This is a genomic window from uncultured Stenotrophomonas sp. (assembly GCF_913778665.1).
Taxonomy (GTDB): Bacteria; Pseudomonadota; Gammaproteobacteria; order Xanthomonadales; family Xanthomonadaceae; genus Stenotrophomonas.
This window is the reverse complement of record NZ_CAJYVQ010000013.1, coordinates 1-20,268: the sequence shown is the minus strand read 5'-3', so window position 1 is coordinate 20,268 and position 20,268 is coordinate 1. Positions and strand designations below refer to the sequence as shown.

15 protein-coding genes and 1 pseudogene are annotated in these 20,268 nt (G+C 65.9%); 10 read left to right on the top strand and 6 right to left on the bottom strand.

Annotated features, from left to right (window positions below):
* Window positions 1-22: 22 nt before the first annotated feature.
* Window positions 23-3,478: pseudogene (locus QZ853_RS19880) on the top strand (efflux RND transporter permease subunit); the annotation flags it as partial.
* Complete coding sequence (locus tag QZ853_RS19875) at window positions 3,475-6,561, top strand: efflux RND transporter permease subunit (RefSeq protein ID WP_295579118.1); 3,087 nt, start codon at window positions 3,475-3,477, stop codon at window positions 6,559-6,561. The pseudogene QZ853_RS19880 and the gene QZ853_RS19875, both read left to right, overlap by 4 nt.
* Before the next feature lie 141 nt (window positions 6,562-6,702).
* Here QZ853_RS19875 and QZ853_RS19870 read toward each other — a convergent pair whose 3' ends face one another.
* From QZ853_RS19870 to ykgO, 6 genes are all read right to left on the bottom strand, one after another.
* On the bottom strand, window positions 6,703-7,935 hold the full coding sequence (locus QZ853_RS19870; RefSeq protein ID WP_295579115.1) for a TraB/GumN family protein: 1,233 nt from the start codon (window positions 7,933-7,935) through the stop codon (window positions 6,703-6,705).
* Window positions 7,928-8,458: a GNAT family N-acetyltransferase gene (locus QZ853_RS19865; RefSeq protein WP_295579112.1), complete on the bottom strand. Its 531-nt coding sequence runs from the start codon at window positions 8,456-8,458 to the stop codon at window positions 7,928-7,930. The genes QZ853_RS19870 and QZ853_RS19865 overlap by 8 nt, the downstream gene beginning before the upstream one ends.
* Window positions 8,459-8,472: 14 nt before the next feature.
* Window positions 8,473-9,360 carry a carbon-nitrogen hydrolase gene (locus QZ853_RS19860; RefSeq protein ID WP_295579108.1) on the bottom strand — a complete coding sequence of 296 codons (888 nt, stop codon included), beginning with the start codon at window positions 9,358-9,360 and terminating at the stop codon, window positions 8,473-8,475.
* Between the two features lie 193 nt (window positions 9,361-9,553).
* On the bottom strand, window positions 9,554-10,591 hold the full coding sequence (locus QZ853_RS19855; protein WP_295579105.1) for an agmatine deiminase family protein: 1,038 nt from the start codon (window positions 10,589-10,591) through the stop codon (window positions 9,554-9,556).
* Window positions 10,592-10,630: 39 nt separating this feature from the next.
* Window positions 10,631-10,930, bottom strand: a complete 300-nt coding sequence (locus QZ853_RS19850; RefSeq protein ID WP_295579227.1) for a hypothetical protein — start codon at window positions 10,928-10,930, stop codon at window positions 10,631-10,633.
* Between the two features lie 176 nt (window positions 10,931-11,106).
* Entirely contained in the window at window positions 11,107-11,232 is a 126-nt protein-coding gene (ykgO, locus tag QZ853_RS19845; RefSeq protein ID WP_005409283.1) for a type B 50S ribosomal protein L36, read from the bottom strand.
* Window positions 11,233-11,429: 197 nt separating this feature from the next.
* Here ykgO and cmk point away from each other — a divergent pair, with 197 nt between their 5' ends.
* From cmk to galU, 8 genes are all read left to right on the top strand, one after another.
* A complete protein-coding gene (cmk, locus tag QZ853_RS19840; protein WP_049454773.1) occupies window positions 11,430-12,107 on the top strand; it encodes a (d)CMP kinase in 678 nt (225 codons plus the stop codon).
* A 198-nt stretch (window positions 12,108-12,305) separates the two neighbouring features.
* Complete coding sequence (rpsA, locus tag QZ853_RS19835) at window positions 12,306-13,991, top strand: 30S ribosomal protein S1 (protein ID WP_108764888.1); 1,686 nt, start codon at window positions 12,306-12,308, stop codon at window positions 13,989-13,991.
* Between the two features lie 87 nt (window positions 13,992-14,078).
* The gene (locus QZ853_RS19830; protein ID WP_005409286.1) at window positions 14,079-14,384 is read left to right on the top strand and encodes an integration host factor subunit beta; all 306 of its coding nucleotides are present in this window, start codon (window positions 14,079-14,081) and stop codon (window positions 14,382-14,384) included.
* A 77-nt stretch (window positions 14,385-14,461) separates the two neighbouring features.
* A complete protein-coding gene (locus QZ853_RS19825; protein ID WP_197582098.1) occupies window positions 14,462-14,746 on the top strand; it encodes a LapA family protein in 285 nt (94 codons plus the stop codon).
* 6 nt (window positions 14,747-14,752) lie between these two features.
* Window positions 14,753-15,931 (top strand): lipopolysaccharide assembly protein LapB, encoded by a 1,179-nt coding sequence (gene lapB, locus QZ853_RS19820; RefSeq protein ID WP_197582099.1) that lies wholly within the window; start codon window positions 14,753-14,755, stop codon window positions 15,929-15,931.
* Window positions 15,932-15,934: 3 nt separating this feature from the next.
* Window positions 15,935-16,924, top strand: coding sequence for a glycosyltransferase family 4 protein (locus tag QZ853_RS19815; RefSeq protein ID WP_295579077.1), 990 nt, complete (start codon window positions 15,935-15,937; stop codon window positions 16,922-16,924).
* A 3-nt stretch (window positions 16,925-16,927) separates the two neighbouring features.
* A complete protein-coding gene (locus tag QZ853_RS19810) occupies window positions 16,928-18,841 on the top strand; it encodes a nucleoside-diphosphate sugar epimerase/dehydratase (protein ID WP_295579066.1) in 1,914 nt (637 codons plus the stop codon).
* Complete coding sequence (gene galU / locus QZ853_RS19805) at window positions 18,838-19,716, top strand: UTP--glucose-1-phosphate uridylyltransferase GalU (RefSeq protein ID WP_295579055.1); 879 nt, start codon at window positions 18,838-18,840, stop codon at window positions 19,714-19,716. The genes QZ853_RS19810 and galU overlap by 4 nt, the downstream gene beginning before the upstream one ends.
* Window positions 19,717-20,268: the final 552 nt, after the last annotated feature.

The following is a 20,268-nucleotide window of genomic DNA, read 5'->3' as shown; positions in this document are numbered from 1 at the left end:
CGGCGCCGCCGCCGGCATGCGCGGCGGCCTGGTGGAATTCGCCACGCGCCGCCGCGTGACCATCGCCATGTGCACGGTCACCTTGCTGCTGTTCGGGCTGATCGCGCTGGGCAACCTCAAGGTCAACCTGCTGCCCGACCTGAGCTACCCGACGTTGACCGTGCGCACCGAATACACCGGTGCGGCGCCGACCGAAATCGAAACCCTGATCACCCAGCCGGTCGAAGAAGCGGTGGGCGTGGTCAAGAACCTGCGCAAGCTGAAGTCTGTCTCGCGCACCGGCCAGAGCGATGTGGTGCTGGAGTTCGCCTGGGGCACCAACATGGACCAGGCCAGCCTGGAGGTGCGCGACAAGATGGAAGCGCTGAACCTGCCACTGGAGGCCAAGGCCCCGGTGCTGCTGCGCTTCAATCCGTCCACTGAGCCGATCATGCGCCTGGTGCTGTCGAGCAAGACTGCGCCGGCCACCGATGCCGACGCGATCCGCGAGCTGACCGGCCTGCGCCGCTATGCTGATGAAGACCTGAAGAAGAAGCTCGAGCCGGTCACCGGCGTGGCTGCGGTCAAGGTCGGCGGCGGCCTGGAAGACGAGATCCAGGTCGACATCGACCAGCAGAAGCTGGCGCAGCTGAACCTGCCGATCGACACCGTCATCAAGCGCCTGAAGGACGAGAACATCAACATCTCCGGCGGCCGCCTGGAGGAAGGCTCGCAACGCTTCCTGGTGCGTACCGTCAACCAGTTCGCCGACCTGGAGGAAATCCGCAACCTGCTGGTCACCACCCAGGCGTCCAACGGCAGCGCGGCAGACTCGGCGCTGCAGCAGATGTTCAACATCGCCGCATCGACCGGTTCGGCGGCGGCCATCGCGGCGGCGTCGGCGGCACAGAGCGCATCGACCGGCGGCGGTTCCAGCGTAGTCGCCAACGGCGTGCCGGTGCGGCTGAAGGACGTGGCGACCGTGCGCCAGGGCTACAAGGAGCGCGAAGCGGTGATCCGCCTGGGCGGCAAGGAATCGGTCGAACTGGCGATCTACAAGGAAGGTGATGCCAACACCGTGTCCACCGCCGAAGCGCTGCGCAAGCGCCTGGAGCAGATCAAGGACACGTTCCCGGCCGATGTCGAGATGACCACGATCGAGGACCAGTCGCGCTTCATCGAGCACGCCATCGCCGACGTCAAGAAGGACGCGGTGATTGGCGGCCTGCTGGCGATCCTGATCATCTTCCTGTTCCTGCGCGATGGCTGGAGCACGTTCGTGATCAGCCTGTCGCTGCCGGTCTCGATCGTCGCCACGTTCTTCTTCATGGGCCAGCTCGGCCTGAGCTTGAACGTGATGTCGCTGGGCGGCCTGGCCTTGGCCACCGGCCTGGTGGTGGACGATTCGATCGTGGTGCTGGAGAGCATCGCCAAGGCGCGCGAGCGTGGCCTGGGCATCCTGCAGGCAGCGATTGCCGGTACCCGCGAAGTGAGCATGGCGGTGGTCGCCTCGACCCTGACCACCATCGCCGTGTTCCTGCCGCTGGTGTTCGTCGAAGGCATCGCTGGCCAGCTGTTCCGCGACCAGGCACTGACCGTGGCGATCGCCATCGCGATCTCGCTGCTGGTGTCGATGACCCTGATCCCGATGCTCAGCTCGTTGAAGGGACGGCCGCCGCTGGCGTTCCCGGAGGAAGCGCCGAACGCACCGTGGCAGCCACAGAACCGCTGGCAGAAGCCGGTTGCGCTGGGCCGTCGCGGCGCGGTGGCGACCGTGCGCTGGGGCTTCTATGCGCTGGCCTGGCTGGTGGTGCGCCTGTGGCGCGGCGTGGTGGCGGTGGTCGGGCCGGTGATGCGCAAGGCCAGCGACCTGGCGATGAAGCCTTACGCCGGCGCCGAGCGCGGTTACCTGCGCCTGCTGCCGAGCGCGCTGGCCCATCCCGGCAAGGTGCTGGCCGTGGCAAGCCTTATCTTCATGGCGACCATGGCACTGGTGCCGATGCTCGGTGCCGACCTGATCCCGCAGCTGGCGCAGGACCGCTTCGAAATGACGGTGAAGCTGCCGGCAGGCACGCCGCTGAAGCAGACCGATGCGCTGGTGCGTGAGCTGCAGCTGGCGCACGGCAAGGGCGAAGGCGTGGCCTCGCTGTACGGCGTCAGTGGCAGCGGCACCCGCCTGGATGCCAGCCCGACCGAGAGCGGCGAAAACATCGGCAAGCTGACCGTGGTGATGGAAGGCGGCGGCAATCCGCGCACCGAAGCGGCGATCACCGAACGTCTGCGCGACACCATGACCCAGCATCCGGGTGCGCAGGTCGACTTCGCGCGACCGGCACTGTTCAGCTTCTCCACCCCGCTGGAAATCGAGCTGCGCGGGCAGGACATGGCGACGCTGGAAGTGGCCGGCCAACGCCTGGCGGCGATGCTGCGTGGCAACGCGCACTACGCCGACGTCAAGTCGACGGTGGAAGAAGGTTTCCCGGAAATCCAGATCCGTTTCGATCAGGAACGCGCCGGCGCGCTGGGCCTGACCACCCGCCAGATCGCCGATGTGGTGGTGAAGAAGGTGCGTGGCGACGTCGCCACCCGCTACAGCTTCCGTGACCGCAAGATCGACGTGCTGGTGCGTGCGCAGGAAGGCGACCGTGCCAGCGTGGAAAGCATCCGCCGGCTGATCGTCAATCCAGGCAGCACCCGTCCGGTGACCCTGGACGCGGTGGCCGACGTGGTCGCCACCACCGGCCCGAGCGAGATCCATCGCGCCGACCAGACCCGCGTGGCGGTGGTCTCGGCCAACCTGCGCGACATCGACCTGGGCGCGGCCATGCGCGAAGTGCAGCAGATGGTGGCCGAGCAACCGCTGGGCGCCGGCGTGGGCCTGCACATCGGCGGCCAGGGCGAGGAACTGGCGCAGGCCGCCAAGTCGCTGATCTTTGCCTTCGGCCTGGCGATCTTCCTGGTTTATCTGGTGATGGCTTCGCAGTTCGAATCGCTGCTGCACCCGTTTGTGATCCTGTTCACCATCCCGCTGGCGCTGGTCGGTGCGATCCTGGCGCTGATGCTGACCGGCAAGCCGATTTCGGTGGTCGTGTTCATCGGCCTGATCCTGCTGGTCGGCCTGGTCACCAAGAACGCGATCATCCTGATCGACAAGGTCAACCAGCTGCGCGAGGCCGGCGTGGCCAAGCATGAAGCGCTGGTGGAAGGTGCGCGCTCGCGCCTGCGGCCGATCATCATGACCACCCTGTGCACGCTGTTCGGCTTCCTGCCGCTGGCGGTGGCGATGGGCGAGGGTGCCGAGGTGCGTGCGCCGATGGCGATCACCGTGATCGGCGGCCTGCTGGTCTCGACCCTGCTGACCCTGCTGGTGATCCCGGTGGTGTACGACCTGATGGACCGCCGAGGCGACGCCTATTACCGCGAGCGTGGCCGCAAGCATGCCGGCGGGGTCGAGCCGGGTGATGCAGGCAGTGCGGCGGGCGCGGAGGAACCGGCATGAGCGTTGCCGAGTTCTCCATACGCCGCCCGGTCACCACCATCATGTGTTTCGTGTCGCTGGTGGTGATCGGCCTGATTGCTTCATTCCGGCTGCCGCTGGAGGCGCTGCCGGACATCTCCGCGCCGTTCCTGTTCGTGCAGATTCCGTACACCGGTTCGACCCCGGAGGAAGTGGAGCGCACCATCATCCGGCCCGTCGAGGAGTCACTGGCGACGATGACCGGGATCAAGCGCATGCGCTCGTCGGCCACGTCCGAAGCTGCGTCGATCTTCATCGAGTTCAGCGACTGGGACAGGGACATCGCCATCGCCGCCTCCGACGCGCGCGAGCGCATCGATGCGATCCGCAGTGACCTGCCCGACGATCTGCAGCGCTACAACGTGTTCAAGTGGTCCAGCAGCGATCAGCCGGTGCTGAAGGTGCGCCTGGCCAGCACCGCCGACCTGACCACGGCCTATGACATGCTCGACCGCGAGTTCAAGCGGCGCATCGAGCGGATACCGGGCGTGGCGCGGGTCGACATCACCGGCGCGCCGCCGAACGAGGTTGAGATCGCCATCGATCCGAACCGGCTCAACGCGCACGGCCTGAGCATCAACGAGCTGAGTGAGCGCCTGCGCACGCTGAACTTCTCGATCTCGGCCGGGCAGATCGACGACAACGGCCAGCGCGTTCGCGTGCAGCCGGTCGGCGAGATCACCGACCTGCAGGAAATGCGCGACCTGGTGATCAACGCCAAGGGCTTGCGCCTGGGCGACATCGCCGACGTGCGCCTCAAGCCGGCGCGGATGAGTTACGGCCGCCGCTTGGATGGCAATCCCGCGGTCGGCCTGGACATCTTCAAGGAGCGCAGCGCCAACCTGGTCGAAGTCTCGCGTGCAGCGCTGGCCGAAGTCGAGTCGATCCGCGCCGAGCCGTCCATGCGCGACGTGCAGATCAAGGTGATCGACAACCAGGGCAAGGCGGTGACGTCCTCGCTGCTGGAGCTGGCCGAGGCCGGTGCGGTCGGCCTGATCCTGTCGATCACGGTGCTGTTCTTCTTCCTGCGCCATTGGCCATCCACGCTGATGGTGACCCTGGCCATTCCGATCTGCTTCACCATCACCCTGGGCTTCATGTACTTCGTCGGGGTGACGCTGAACATCCTGACAATGATGGGCCTGCTGCTGGCCGTGGGCATGCTGGTGGACAACGCCGTGGTGGTGGTCGAGAGCATCTACCAGGAGCGCGAACGCATGCCCGGACAGCCGCGGCTGGCCTCGATCATCGGCACCCGCAACGTTGCCATCGCGCTCAGCGCCGGCACCCTGTGCCACTGCATCGTGTTCGTGCCGAACCTGTTCGGTGAGACCAACAACATCAGCATCTTCATGGCGCAGATCGCGATCACCATCTCGGTCTCGTTGCTGGCCTCGTGGCTGGTGGCGGTCAGCCTGATCCCGATGCTGTCCGCGCGCATGGCCACGCCCAAGCTGGTGTATTCGCAGACTGGCCTGATTGCCCGGCTGCAGCGCCGCTACGCGCAGCTGCTGGACTGGTCGTTGCGCCATCGCGGCTGGAGCCTGCTCGGCATCCTGCTGGTGGTGCTGGTCAGCCTGGTGCCGATGAAGCTGACCAAGGTCGACATGTTCGGCGGCGAAGGTGGCAAGGACATCTTCATCGGCTACATGTGGAAGGGCGCCTACACCTACCGGCAGATGTCCGAAGAAGTGGCGCGGGTGGAGAACTGGATCGACCAGAACCGCGAGCGCCTGCACGTGAAGCAGGTCTACTCCTGGTACAGCGAGCAGGAAGGCAGCTCGACCGTGGTCACCCTGGACGAAAAGTACGCCAAGGACATCAAGGCGCTGCAGGAGGAGATCCGCAAGGGCCTGCCGAAGTCGGCCCGTACCGATTACTTCGTCGGCAACCAGGGCGGCGATGGTGGCGGTGGCGGCAACCAGGGCGTGCAGGTGCAGCTGGTCGGCGACTCCAGCAGCATGCTGCAGGAGATTGGCCAGGAAGTGCTGCCCCTGCTGTCCCAGCGTGCCGAATTGCGCGACGTGCGCATCGACAACGGCGAGAAGGGCGGCGAGCTGAAGGTGCGCGTCGACCGCGAGCGTGCGGCGGCGTTCGGCTTCAACGCCGAGCAGGTGGCCAGCTTCGTTGGCCTGGCGCTGCGGGGTGCGCCGATGCGCGAGTTCCGCCGTGGCGACAACGAAGTACCGGTATGGGTGCGCTTCGCCGGCGCCGAGCAGAGCAGTCCCGAGGACCTGGCCGGTTTCAGTGTGCGTACCGGCGATGGCCGCAGCGTGCCGCTGCTGAGCCTGGTCAGCGTTGATGTCGGCTCCTCGGCCACCCAGATCGGCCGCACCAACCGCCAGACCACACTGACCATCAAGGCCAACCTCGCCGAGAAAATCACCGCGCCGGATGGCCGCAAGGCGATCGAAGCCGTGCTCAAGCCAATGAGCTTCCCGGCCGGCTATGGCTACACCTTCGATGGCGGCGACTACGGCAACGACAACGAGGCGATGCAGCAGATGGTGTTCAACCTGCTCATCGCGCTGGTGATGATCTATGTGGTGATGGCCGCGGTGTTCGAGTCGCTGCTGTTCCCGGCAGCGATCATGAGCGGCGTGCTGTTCTCGATCTTTGGTGTGTTCTGGCTGTTCTGGATCACCGGTACCTCGTTCGGGATCATGTCCTTCATCGGCATCCTGGTGCTGATGGGCGTGGTGGTGAACAACGGCATCGTGATGATCGAGCACATCAACAACCTGCGGCGCGGCGGCATGGGCCGCACCCAGGCATTGGTGGAAGGCTCGCGCGAGCGCCTGCGCCCGATCATGATGACGATGGGCACGGCGATCCTGGCGATGATCCCGATCTCGCTGACCGATACGCAGATGTTCGGCAATGGCCCGGAGTACTCGCCGATGGCGCGCGCGATTGCCGGCGGCCTGGCGTTCTCGACCGTGGTCAGCCTGCTGTTCCTGCCGACCATCTATGCGGTTCTGGACGACCTGCGCACGGCCGTGACGCGGCTGATCCGTCGTGCGCGCGGTCTGGAGATGGTAGAGCCGGGCGCTGCCCGGCTGTAGGTCGCGGCAACGTGTTGTGGTGTGGGGGAGGCCGGTCGTAGTGGGGCGGCCTCCCCCTTTTTTTCGTTCGCAGCGTCTGTTCGACTCTGTAGAGCCGAGCATGGGCTCGGCCGCTACAGATACTGTGGCCGGTTGAAGGGCTTACCCCGCGACCTTGCCCCACACCTTGAACGTGGTCAGCCACAGGCCCAGTATGCTGCCCAGGTTGGTCAGCATGAAGGTCAGCACCACGCGGGTGACGCGGTTCCGGTACCAGCCCTTCAGGCTCTGCGCATCGTCGCGCAGCTTGAGGAAGTCTTCGTACGCCGGCTTGCGCAGACGTGCTTCCACCAGCGCCGAGAACGCACCGGTGGGAATGCTCAGACGGAACGGCTTGAATGGCGCCACCGCGATCGAGGTGAGAATGCTCAGCGGATGACCGCCGGCCAGCAGGCAGCCGAGGCCGGCAAGGCCGCCGGTGTACATCGCCCACGTCGCCAGCAGTTCAGTGCCAACGCCCAGGCCGCCGCGGTAGAAGCCGACGCCGATACCGGTGGCCACGATCGCCAGGATGCCCAGCGTGAACCATGGGATGTTGCGCTTCTTCGGCACCGCTTCCAGTTCGGCACGCAGCGGTGCCGGCGCTTCGGTGTCGGCTTCCAGGTGGCGCGCCAGCCCGGCCAGATGGCCGGCACCGACCACCGCCAGCACTTCGCGCTGCTGCGGGGTGCGCTCCTCGCGCAGGCGCGTGGCCATGTAGCGGTCGCGTTCGCCGATGATGGTCTCGTAGAGCGCTGGGCTCTCGCTGGCGAACTCGCCGAAGCTCGATTCCAGCATGTCGCCCTGCTTGAGCTTCTCGATCTCGTTCTCGCCCACTTCCTCCGACGAGAACAGGCCGGCACCGAGGCCGGCAACCAGCTTCAGCTTGCCGAAGAAGCCCAGCCGCTGCGAGGCGCGGCGGAAGGTCAGGCCGACCTCGCGGTCGATCAGGTGCACCGGCAGGTCGCGTTCGCGGGCCAGTTCCACGGCGCGCTTGAGTTCGGCGCCCGGCTCGATGTCCAGCTGCTCGGCCAGGCGTCGCTGGTAGGCGGACAGGGCCAGGTTGGCGGCGAACAGGGCCACGCGGCCCTTGCGGATCACTTCCACCAGGTCGAGCTTGGCCAGCGAGTCCGGGTCGCTCAGGGCCTGCAGGCGCTGCGGGTCCAGCTCGACCGCCACCGCATCGAAGCGGCCGCTGTCGATGGCCTTCTCCACGGCTTCAACGCTGGCGCGGGAAACGTGGGCGGTGCCCAGCAGGGTGTAGCGCACGCCGTCGCGTTCGACGACGCGCACTGGCTGGCCGGCGAACAGGTCGTCGCCGGTCTCGGGAAGGGTTTCGGTCATGGGTTCATTCATTGAAGGGTGCAGTGCCGGCGCCATCGCCGAGCGCGCGCTGCATCTGCACGGTATCCAGCCAGCGGCCGTGCTTGCGGCCGAGGCCACGGAACACGCCGACCCGCTCGAAGCCGAAGCGTTCGTGCAGCTTGATCGACGCGGTGTTGGTCGGCTCACCGATCACCGCCACCATCTGCCGGTAGCCACGCGCCACGCAGGCGTCGATCAGGGCGTGCAGCAGGCCGGTGCCGACGCCCTTGCCCTGGAAGCGGGCATCGACGTAGACCGAGTTTTCCACGGTCCACTGGTAGGCGATGCGGGTGCGGTAGGTGTTGGCGTAGGCATAGCCGGCCACCTGGCCGTCGATCTCGGCGACCAGGTAGGGGAAGCCGCGATCGATGATGTCGCGCATGCGGCGCAGCATCTCGGTCGCGTCCGGGATGTCGTACTCGTAGGTGTTGACGAAGTCGGTCACTTCCACCGCGTAGATCGCGGTGATCGCATCGATGTCGGCAGGGCCGGCATCACGGATGAGGACGGCCATGCGCGGGCTCCGGCTCAGTCGATGTAGCGCTTGAGCAGGTCGCCGTACGCATCGATGCGGCGATCACGCAGGAACGGCCAGATCCGGCGCACATGCTCGCTGCGCTGCAGGTCGACGTCGCACAGCAGCACGGTGGCATCGGTGCCGGCTTCAGCCAGGAACTCGCCCTGCGGCCCCAGCACGTGGCTGTTGCCCCAGAACTGGATGCCCGACGCGCCCAGCGGCGAGGCCTCGTGGCCGACACGGTTGCAGCTCAGCACCGGCAGGCCGTTGGCCACGGCATGGCCGCGGTGGCTCAGCACCCAGGCGTCGCGCTGGCGGGTCTTCTCGTCCTGCACGTCGTCCGGGTCCCAGCCGATCGCGGTCGGGTACAGCAGCAGCTCGGCGCCGGCCAGCGCCATCAGGCGCGCCGCTTCCGGGTACCACTGGTCCCAGCAGACCAGGACGCCAAGGCGGCCCACCGAGGTGTCGATCGGCGTGAAGCCGATGTCGCCCGGGGTGAAGTAGAACTTCTCGTAGAAGCCCGGATCATCCGGGATGTGCATCTTGCGGTACTTGCCGAGCAGCGTGCCGTCCTTTTCGAACACCACGGCGGTGTTGTGGTACAGGCCGGCGGCGCGGCGTTCGAACAGCGAGCCGACCAGCACCACGCCATGCTTCTTCGCCAGCGCGCCCAGGCGCTCGGTGCTCGGGCCCGGGATCGGCTCGGCCAGATCGAACTCATCGACCGACTCGTGCTGGCAGAAGTACGGGCCGTTGTGCAGTTCCTGCAGCAGCACCAGCTTGGCACCCTTGGCAGCCGCCTCGGCCACGCGTGCTTCGATCACCGCCAGATTGGCGGCGGCATCACCGTGGTTGCGCTCCTGGACCAGGGCGACGGTAAGGGGGCTGCGCGAGTTCATGCGGGGCGTTCCTGCGGGGGAAAACCTGCATGTTAGCGCGGATGGGCGGCGACGGCGTGTCGTGCGCTGAATGGGCCGCCGTTCGCAGCGTCGAGCCACGCTCGACTGCTCTCCGGTCAGATCGCGCGGAAAGGCAGTCGAGCATGGCCCGACGCTACACAAGCGGTGCCGGGCGGGGGCCCGGCGTCATACGTCAGGCCTTCAACAGCCCTTCCGGCAACTGCATGGTGATGCAGTGCAGGCTGCCGTTCTGCCAGATCAGCGAGCGGCAGGGCACCTGCACGATCTCGCGGCCGGGGTGCGCCTGCGCGAGCACGTCGCGGGCCAGGTCATCCGCCGGATCGCCATAGGCCGGCATCAGCACCGCACCATTGACGATCAGGTAGTTGGCGTACGACGCGGCCAGGCGGCGGCCTTCGTCGATCACCGGCTGTGCCCACGGCAGCGGGAACAGGCGGTACGGCTGCCCGTCCTTGGTCCGCAGCGCGGCCAGTTCGTTGCCCATCGCCTGCAGTTCGGCGTAGTGCGAGTCGCTCTCGTCGTCGCAGGCCTGGTAGACGATGCTGTCAGGCGAAGCAAAGCGGGCGAGGGTGTCAATGTGAGCGTCGGTGTCGTCGCCTTCCAGGTAGCCGTGGTCCAGCCACAGCACGCGGTCCTGCTGCAGCCAGCCGGCCAGGTCGGCGCTCAGGCTGGCGCGGTCGCGGTCCGGGTGGCGCTCGTGCAGGCACTTCCAGGTGGTCAGCAGGGTGCCTTCACCATCGGTCTCGATGCCGCCGCCTTCCAGCGCGAACGGGATGCTGCGCACCGGCGCGTCGTTGAACACCCCGGCCTGGTCGAGCACGCCCACCAGCTGGTCATCCAGGGTGGCGTCGAACTTGCCGCCCCAGCCGGTGAAGCGGAAATCCAGCAGCTGGAAACCGCCATCGGCGCGGCGCAGGGTGATCGGGCCGGAGTCGCGCAGCCAGGTGTCGTCGTAGGCCGCCGTGGTGAAGTGGACCTTGTCCATGTCGATGCGGTTGGAGCGCAGCCGCATTTCGGCATAGGTCTCCACATCGTCGTCGGCCACGCAGATCAGCACCGGCTGGAAGCGGGTGATGGCCGCGACCAGGGCAATGTAGGTCTCTTCCACTTGGCCCAGGCGGTCAGCCCAGTCGGTGTCGGCGGTGGGCCAGGCAATCAGGACGCCGCTCTGGGCTTCCCATTCGGCAGGAAAACGAAGGGTCTGGTTCATGGTCTCGCTACACAGCCCCGCCCGCGGCGGGTAAAGGGATCAACGGATCGGCGGTTTCGGGCCGATTTCGTTCGGGTCCGCCTGGTTGGCCACCACGTCGATCACCTTCTGCTTTTCGAAGTAGACGGTGAACTGCGGGTACACCCAGCGGTTGATGGTCGGCCATTGCCGTTTCTGCCCGCCACGCGGCTGCAGCTGCTCGTTCGGGGCGCCGAACTGCGCCTGCACCTGCTGCATGCTCTGGCCGCGCACGGGCAGGGCACCGGCCGGCTTCTCGCGGGCGCGGTCGACAAGCAGGGTATCGGCCAGCGCCGGCGTGGCGGCGACCAGCGTGGCCATCACGGCCAGGACAGACAGGTAACGCTTCATCTCGATCTACTCCCCAGTGGTCAAGAAAGGCGATTACAGCAAAAACGGCAGGAAAAAGCGCATAAACAAAAAACCGCCCGAAGGCGGTTTCTTGCATCGGGTCGGCCCCGCGTAGGGCCAGCCTCAGCCGCGAGGGCTGGTGAGGCTTAGCGCTGACGCGCCTTGAAACGCGGGTTCGACTTGCAGATGACGAAGATCTTGCCACGACGACGCACGACCTTGCAGTCACGGTGACGGGCCTTCGCCGACTTCAGGGAGGACAGGACTTTCATGGCATACCTCGGCGTAAACAGTAGTTGTTCGGGTGGAGCGTGGCCGCGATATGCGAAAGACAATCGGCAGTGGACGCTCGTTCAAGCCCGCCATTCTACCGGGCTTTTCCTCGTGGTTTCAAGTGGTTGCACAAAAGATCCCGCTGGGGGCGTCTGGCAGGGGCTAGAATGGCCTCTTCACACGCTCTGGGACCCCCATGAATCCACTCGCTCCCGTCCTGACCATCGACGGCCCATCCGGGGCCGGCAAGGGTACCATCAGCCGCATCATCGCGCGCCGGATGGGCTGGCATTACCTGGATTCGGGCGCGCTGTACCGGGCGGTGGGCGTGGCCGCCAGCTGGGCCGACATCGATACCTCCGACGCCTCGGCGCTGGTCCGCTGCACCTTCGACACCCATGTTCAGTTTGTTGAACGGGGCGAGTCGATGCGTGTCATGGTCAACGGCACCGATGCCACCGACGAGCTGCGCCTGGAGACCACCGGTGCACTGGCCTCGGCCATTGCCGCGATTCCCGAGGTGCGGGCCGCCCTGAAGGAGCGCCAGCGCGCATTCAGGGAGCTGCCGGGCCTGGTCGCCGACGGCCGCGACATGGGCACGGTGATCTTCAAGGACGCCCCCTACAAGGTGTTCCTGACCGCCAGTGCCGAGGAGCGCGCCGAGCGCCGGCATAAGCAGTTGAAAGACAAGGGGGTTTCTGTTAACTTTGATGACCTCCTGCGCGAGATCATGGCCCGCGACGCCCGTGATGCCCAGCGTACCGTGGCGCCCCTGAAGCCGGCAGACGATGCTGTCCTCATCGACACCACAGGCATCGGCATCGATGATGTCGTTGCCCGAGTGATGGATCTGCTTCCGGTTCCGGCTGCCTGATCCGTTCGCGCGGGAGTACTGCCAGCAGCATCGGCGGTGGTCGCGCAATGCAGTGCTGTACAAGCTCCGCCGCGCAATGATGCGTGGCGGTTTTCCTACTACACACGACCTGCGTTTCCGGGGTCGACCAACAGGCGGGCGGTCGCCATTCCCCTGAAGGGGACGCCACCGACCCATGTGTCCAACAGAGTAAATCTAATGACCGAATCATTTGCCGAACTGTTTGAAGCCAGCCAGGCCAACCTGGCCAAGCTGAAGCCGGGCGCCATCGTCAGCGGTACCGTTGTTGAAGTCCGCGGCGATGTCGTGGTGATCAACGCGGGCCTGAAGTCCGAAGGCATCGTGCCGATCGAACAGTTCCGTAACGACGCTGGCGAAATCGACGTCGCCGAAGGCGACATCGTCAAGGTCGCCCTCGACTCGATCGAGAACGGCTTCGGCGAAACCGTCCTGTCGCGCGAGAAGGCCAAGCGCGCGATGGTGTGGGACGAGCTGGAAGAAGCGTTGGAAAAGAACGAAACCATCACCGGCCGCATCAGCGGCAAGGTCAAGGGTGGTTTCACCGTGGACATCAAGGATGTCCGCGCCTTCCTGCCGGGTTCCCTGGTCGATGTGCGCCCGGTGCGCGATCCGGCCTACCTGGAAGGCAAGGAACTCGAGTTCAAGCTCATCAAGCTGGACCGCAAGCGTAACAACGTCGTGGTCTCGCGCCGCGCTGTCGTCGAAAGCGAGCACTCGGAAGAGCGCGAGCAGCTGATGGACAAGCTGCAGGAAGGCGCGATCCTGAAGGGTGTCGTCAAGAACCTGACCGATTACGGCGCGTTCGTGGATCTGGGCGGTATCGACGGCCTGCTGCACATCACCGACATGGCGTGGAAGCGCGTGCGTCACCCGTCGGAAGTCGTGAACGTCGGCGACGAGCTGGACGTCCGCGTGCTGAAGTTCGACCGCGAGCGCAACCGCGTTTCGCTGGGCCTGAAGCAGCTGGGCGAGGATCCGTGGGACAACATCGGCCGTCGTTACCCGGCCAACAGCCGCGTCTTCGGCAAGGTCTCCAACGTCACCGATTACGGTGCGTTCGTTGAGATCGAGCCGGGCGTCGAAGGCCTGGTGCACGTCTCCGAGATGGATTGGACCAACAAGAACGTCAACCCGTCCAAGGTTGTCCAGGTGGGTGATGAAGTCGAAGTGATGGTGCTGGACGTCGATGAAGAGCGTCGCCGCATCTCGCTGGGCATGAAGCAGGTTGCCGCCAATCCGTGGGAAACCTTCGCTGCCACCCACAAGAAGGGTGACAAGGTGTCGGGCCAGATCAAGTCGATCACCGACTTCGGCATCTTCATCGGCCTGGACGGCGGCATCGACGGCCTGGTGCACCTGTCCGACATCAGCTGGGCCACCACCGGCGAAGACATCGTTCGCAACTTCAAGAAGGGCGACACCCTGGACGCAGTGGTCCTGGCGGTCGATCCGGAGCGCGAGCGCATCTCCCTGGGCGTGAAGCAGCTGGAGCAGGATCCGTTCGGCCAGTACATGGCTGCCAATCCGAAGGGCTCCAAGGTCGAGGGCGTGGTGAAGGAAGTCGACGCCAAGGGCGCGATCATCGAGCTGGCTGACGGCATCGAGGGTTACGTTTCGGCTCGCGACATCGCCAACGAGCGCGTTGACGACGCCACCCAGCACCTGAAGGTCGGCGACAAGGTCGAAGCCAAGTTCGTGGGCATGGACCGCAAGGGCCGTACCCTGCAGCTGTCGATCAAGGCCAAGGATGACGCGGAAATGCGCGAAGTGCTGGAGGAATACCAGTCTTCTTCGGCTTCCAGCGGCACCACCCAGCTGGGCGCGCTGCTGCGTGCGCAGCTGAACGGCAACAAGTCCGAGTAATCGGCCTTACGCTGTTCGTTGTTTCCTGGACGGCCCGGGCAATGCCCGGGCCGTTTCAGGCTGAGATGCCCCTGATGTGAGCCGGTAATGACCAAATCCGAACTGATCGAAATCCTTGCGCGCCGCCAGGCGCACCTGAAGGCCGATGATGTCGATCTGGCGGTGAAGTCGTTGCTGGAAATGATGGGCGGCTCGCTGTCCGCTGGGGATCGCATCGAAATCCGTGGTTTCGGCAGCTTCTCGCTGCACTACCGTCCGCCGCGCCTGGGTCGCAACCCGAAGACCGGCGAGTCGGTCGCCCTGCCGGGCAAGCATGTCCCCCATTTCAAGCCGGGCAAGGAACTGCGCGAGCGGGTCAGCAGTGTGCTGCCGCTGGACGCCGATCCAGCCTGAGCCTGCCGTCGCGCCACCGCGTGCGAATCCAGCCGCGAGTCGGATAAGCTACGGACTCCTGCCACTGGAGCTGTCGCATGAAGGTTTTTCGTCTGCTGGTCCTGCTGGCGGTTCTGATCCTCGGGCTGATCATTGGTGCGGTCAACATGACCGCGATGTCGATCAACCTGCTGTTTACCCAATTGAATACCTCCGTCGGTGTGGCGCTGATTGCGGCCCTGCTGATCGGTGTCATCGTCGGTGCCGGCCTGGTGCTCGTGAGCGTGGTCATTCCGCTCTACAGCCAGCTGCGCCGTGCCAACAAGTCCGCTGCCGCCACGCCGGCGGCGGGTGTTTCCTCCCAATCTTTTGATGGACGTTGATCGAAGATGGATTTCGTCACCGAGTGGCTGTGGTTTTTCCTGTTCGTACCGCTGGCCGCGTTGGCCGGGTGGGTGATCGGCCGGCGTGGCGGGCAGCGCCACGGTGACAACCAGGTCAGCCGCCTGTCCAGCACCTATTTCCGCGGCCTGAACTACCTGCTCAACGAGCAGCCGGACAAGGCCATCGAGCTGTTCCTGCATATCGCCGAGCTGGACAAGGAAACCTTCGAGACCCAGGTTGCCCTGGGCCACCTGTTCCGCCGTCGCGGTGAAGTCGACCGCGCCATCCGCCTGCATCAGGGCCTGGTCAACCGCAATGACCTGAGTGACGCGCAGCGCGTGCAGGCCCTGCTGGCCCTGGGCGAGGACTACATGAAGTCCGGCCTGCTGGATCGCGCCGAGACGGTGTTCACCGAACTGGCGCAGCTGGACCAGCGCGCCCCGCAGGCGCTCAAGCACCTGATCGGCATCTACCAGGCCGAGCGTGACTGGGAAAAGGCGATTGACAACGCCACCCGCTTCGAGGACGTCACCGGCGAGCCGATGGGCAAGCTGATTGGGCAGTTCGAATGCGAACTGGCCGAGCGCTTCCGTGGCGCCGGCAAGCTGGAAGAGGCGAGGGCGGCCATTGCCCGCGCCTACCAGGCCGATGCGATGTCGGTGCGTGCGGGCATCATCGAGGGGCGCCTGGAAACCGATGCCGGCAATGCCGAAGCCGCCGTGCGCGCCTTCGAGCGTGCTGCGCGCAATGATCCGGAATACCTGCCCGAACTGCTGCCGGCGCTGATGGCGAACTACCGCAAGGTCGGGGACCTCGGCGGCGCGCGGGCCTTTCTGTCGGAAATGACCGAGCACTACCGTGGCATCGCGCCGGTACTGGCCCTGACCCGCCTGATGGAGGAGCAGGAGGGCGTGGCCCCGGCCCGTGCCTACCTCGGCCGCCAGCTCAAGGATCGCCCGTCGGTGCGTGGCGAGTCCGCGCTGATCGACCTGACCTTGGCCGAAGGTGCTGATTCGACCGCGACCCTGCACGACCTCAAGCACATCACCGACCAGTTGCTGGTGCGCAACCCGGCCTATCGCTGCACCCGCTGCGGCTTTGGCGCACGCACCCATCACTGGCAATGCCCGAGCTGCAAGGAATGGGGCACGGTCAAGCCGTTGCTGAACTACGCGGTGCTCTGATCGATGCCGTGGCTTGTGATGGGGGCGCTGCTGGGGTTGGCCCTGCTGAGTGCGGGGCTCACCTGGGCGGCTCGCGGCTATGCCCTGCGCCGGCAACTGATGGACCAGCCGGGCGAGCGCCGCAGCCATAGCGTGGCCACGCCGCGAGGCGGTGGCATCGCCATCGTCATGAGCCTGCTGGCCAGCGCGGGCGTGGCGATGTGGGCCTGGCCCGAAGCCGCGCTCAGCCTGATGGTCGCCAGCCTCGGCCTGGTGCTGGTGGCCGGCATCGGCTGGTGGGACGACCATCGCCCGCTGCCGGCGCTGCGCCGCCTGCTGGTGCACTTCATCGCCGCCGCATTGCTGGCTGCGCTGGTCAAGCTGAATGGCGGGAGCTGGTGGCTGGCGGCGCTGGTGCTGATCTTCACCGCCTCCTTGATCAACATCTGGAACTTCATGGATGGCATCAACGGCATCGCCGCCAGCCAGGCGATTGTGGTCGCGTTGGGGTTGGCGCCGGTACTGCCTTGGCCCTACTCGCTGGCGGCGGTGGTGCTGGGCCTGGCCTGCCTGGGGTTCCTGCCATTCAACTTCCCGCGGGCGCGGATCTTCATGGGTGATGTCGGAAGTGGCGCGCTCGGCTATGCAGTCGCCGTCGTCCTCGCCATCGCTGCGGTGCGTACCGATATCAACTGGATCCTGCTGCTCGTGCCGGCGTCGGCATTCCTCGTGGACGCGGGCTTCACACTGGCGGCGCGCATCATTTCCGGACAACGCTGGATGGAACCCCACACCCAGCACGTCTACCAGCGGGCGGTGCAGGCAGGAGCCAGCCACGCGCTGGTGACAGGGATGTACTTCGCTTTGGGCCTGTTCAGCATTACAGTGCTTAATGTCTGCACCAATTTGCAGCCGAGGTGGGAGGCTGCCGTGGCGATCGCGTGGTTTGTAGCGCTGAGCGTCCTTTGGCTCCTCCTGCGCAATGGATTGCGTCACCGACAAGGAACTACCTGACTTATGGCTTCACCCTGGCGGGACAGAATTCTCGGCCTGATGCCGCGTTCGGCCATCGTCTGCCACGACCTGTTCATGGTCTGGGCATGCTGGCAGCTGCTTCATGCGGGGCGGTACTCGATCCTGCCCAATGCGCCCGCGTTGCCGCTGTGGAACGTCGACACCACCCTGGTGCTGCTGCTGCAGGGCCTGGTGTTCTGGCGCGTCGGCCTGTATCGCGGGCTGTGGCGTTTCGCCAGCGTCAGCGACCTGCTGAACATCTTCAAGGCCAGCTTCATCGGCCTGGTCGGCATCGTGCTGGTACTGATGTGGAAGCGCTTCGATGGCGTGCCTATGTCGGTGCTGGTGATCTACCCGTTCGCGCTGTCGGCCCTGCTGGGCGCGCCGCGCCTGCTGTACCGCTCGTGGAAGGATTACCAGGCCCTGCAGTCGGATTCGAGTGCGCGCCGGGTGCTGATCCTCGGCGCCGGGCAGGCCGCCGAGACCCTGGTCCGCGACCTGCGCCGCTCCGGCAATTTCGAGCCGGTCGGCCTGCTCGATGATGCGCCGCACCTGCGCGGGGCCAAGCTGCAGGGCCTGCCGATCCTGGGCAGCCTGGACGATGCCCCGGCGGTGGTTCGCGAGACCGCGGCCAAGCTGCTGGTCATCGCGATGCCGTCGCTGGACGCGGCAGGCATGCAGCGGGTGGTTGCCATCTGCGAAAGCACCGGCATCCCGTTCCGCACCGTGCCCAAGCTCAGCGACATCCTGCAGGGCCAGTCGCTGCCGGGACAGTTGAAGGAAGTCGCGATCGAGGATCTGCTCGGCCGCAAGCCGATCACCCCGGACTGGAACCTGATTCGCGGTTGGCTGGGCGGGCGTACGGTGATGGTTACAGGTGCCGGCGGTTCGATCGGTTCAGAGCTGTGCCGCCAGTGCGCGCGTCATGGCGCCGGTCGCATCATCCTGCTGGAAATCAGCGAGCTGCTGCTGCTGACCATCGAGGGCGAACTGCGCCGCAGCTTCCCGGATGTCGAGATCGAAGCGGTGCTGGGCGATTGTGGTGACCCGGCGGTGATCCGCCACGCGCTGGCGCTGCACCCGGTCGACACCACCTTCCATGCTGCAGCCTACAAGCACGTGCCGGTGCTGGAGCGGCAGCTGCGCGAGGCGGTGCGCAACAATATCCTGGCCACCGAGAACGTGGCCCGTGCCTGCCTCGAGGCGCGCGTCGAGCATTTCGTGTTCATCTCCACCGACAAGGCGGTCGACCCGGTCAATGCGCTGGGCGCGAGCAAGCGCTACGCCGAAATGATCTGCCAGAGCCTGGACCAGAAGTCCACGCACACCCGTTTCGTCACCGTGCGCTTCGGCAACGTGCTGGCCTCGGCCGGCAGCGTGGTGCCGCTGTTCCGCGAGCAGATCCTGCGCGGCGGTCCGGTGACGGTGACCGATCCGGAAGTCAGCCGCTACTTCATGACCATCCCCGAGGCCTGCCAGCTGATCCTGCAGGCGGCTGCCTCGGCGTCGCATGGCGCGATCTACACGCTGGACATGGGCGAGCCGGTGCCGATCCGCCTGCTGGCCGAGCAGATGATCCGCCTCGCCGGCAAGCAACCGTACAAGGACATCCCGATCATCTATACCGGCCTGCGTCCCGGTGAGAAGTTGCATGAGACGCTGTTCTACTCGGACGAGGACTACCGCTCCACCGCGCACCCGAAGATCCTCGAGGCCGGTGTGCGCATGTTCTCGCGCGACCTGGTGCTGGCCAACGTGCCGCGCCTGCGCGATGCGGTCTGCAGCTACGACACCGACACCATCAAGGAAGTCCTGTTCGCGACGATGCCGGAGTTCTCTCCAATCGAACAGGATGCTTACATTTCATCCGCTAAAGTCGTGCCCTTTCCTGCACGCGAGGCCAACAGGCACCAATGAGCAAGCGAATTCGCAAAGCGGTTTTCCCGGTAGCTGGCCTGGGAACACGATTTCTGCCAGCCACCAAGACCGTGCCGAAGGAGATGTTGCCGATCATCGATCGGCCGCTGATCCAGTACGCCGTGGATGAAGCGATCGAGGCGGGCTGCGACACGCTGGTGTTCATCACCAATCGCTACAAGCATGCAGTCGCCGACTATTTCGACAAGGCCTACGAGCTGGAGCAGAAGCTCGAGCGCGCCGGCAAGCAGGAGCAGCTGGAACTCATCCGTCACGTGCTGCCCAACGGGGTGCGTGCGATCTTCGTTACCCAGGCCGAAGCGCTGGGCCTGGGTCATGCGGTGCTGTGCGCCAAGGCCGTGATCGGCGATGAGCCGTTCGCAGTGCTGCTGCCGGACGACCTGATCTGGAACCGCGGCGACGGCGCGTTGAAGCAGATGGCCGATCTGAACGAAGCCAGCGGCGGCAGCGTCATTGCCGTTGAAGACGTGCCTCACGACAAGACTGCCAGCTACGGCATCGTGGCCACCGAGGCGTTTGATGGCCGCAAGGGCCGCATCTCGCAGATCGTGGAGAAGCCGAAGCCGGAGGACGCACCGAGCGACCTGGCGGTAGTCGGCCGCTACGTGCTGAGTCCGAAGATCTTCGAGCTGCTGGAGCAGACCGGCAGCGGTGCCGGTGGCGAGATCCAGCTCACCGATGCGATCGCCGAGCTGCTGAAGATCGAAGAGGTGGACGCCTATCGCTTCGAGGGCACCCGTTTCGACTGCGGCACGCACCTGGGCCTGGTGGAAGCGACGATCCGTTTCGCGCTGGACAACCCGAAGCTGGCAGGGCCGGCGCGGGAGAAGCTGGCGGCGATGTTGGCGGAATAAGGGGTTTATCAAGCGCTCCGTCAGTGCTTTGATTGATACGTGATGGGCGGGACGGGTGGGCCGTTGCAGGACACGCCGTAAACCCGTCCATGGGGGCTCGATGGCGCCTTGCTCGTGTGCGCCGTCCTGCGCACACGGCAAGACCGGGGTTGGGCGTCCTGCCCAACCCGCCCGAGGCATGCCTCGGGCCCATGGCGCCAACGGTCCTGCAACGGCCCACCCGTCCCGCCTGTCAGGTTTCCTGCGGGCGCGGACGGGAAGGGCGGAATCAAAGGCAAAGGCAAAAGCAAAAAGGCAGCCAATGGCTGCCTTTTTTCGTGGGTCGGGGTCAGAGCCCTTTGCGTAGCAAAGGGCTCTGACCCCAGCTCTTGCCCTGCCTTTGCTCACCCCTCCGCCGCGCGGAATGCTGGATGGCGCGGGTGGGTGAGGCTGCCCGGGACCGTTGGCGCCATGGGCCCGAGGCATGCCTCGGGCGGGTTGGGCAGGACGCCCAACCCCGGTCTTGCCGTGTGCGCAGGACGGCGCACACGAGCAAGGCGCCATCGAGCCCCC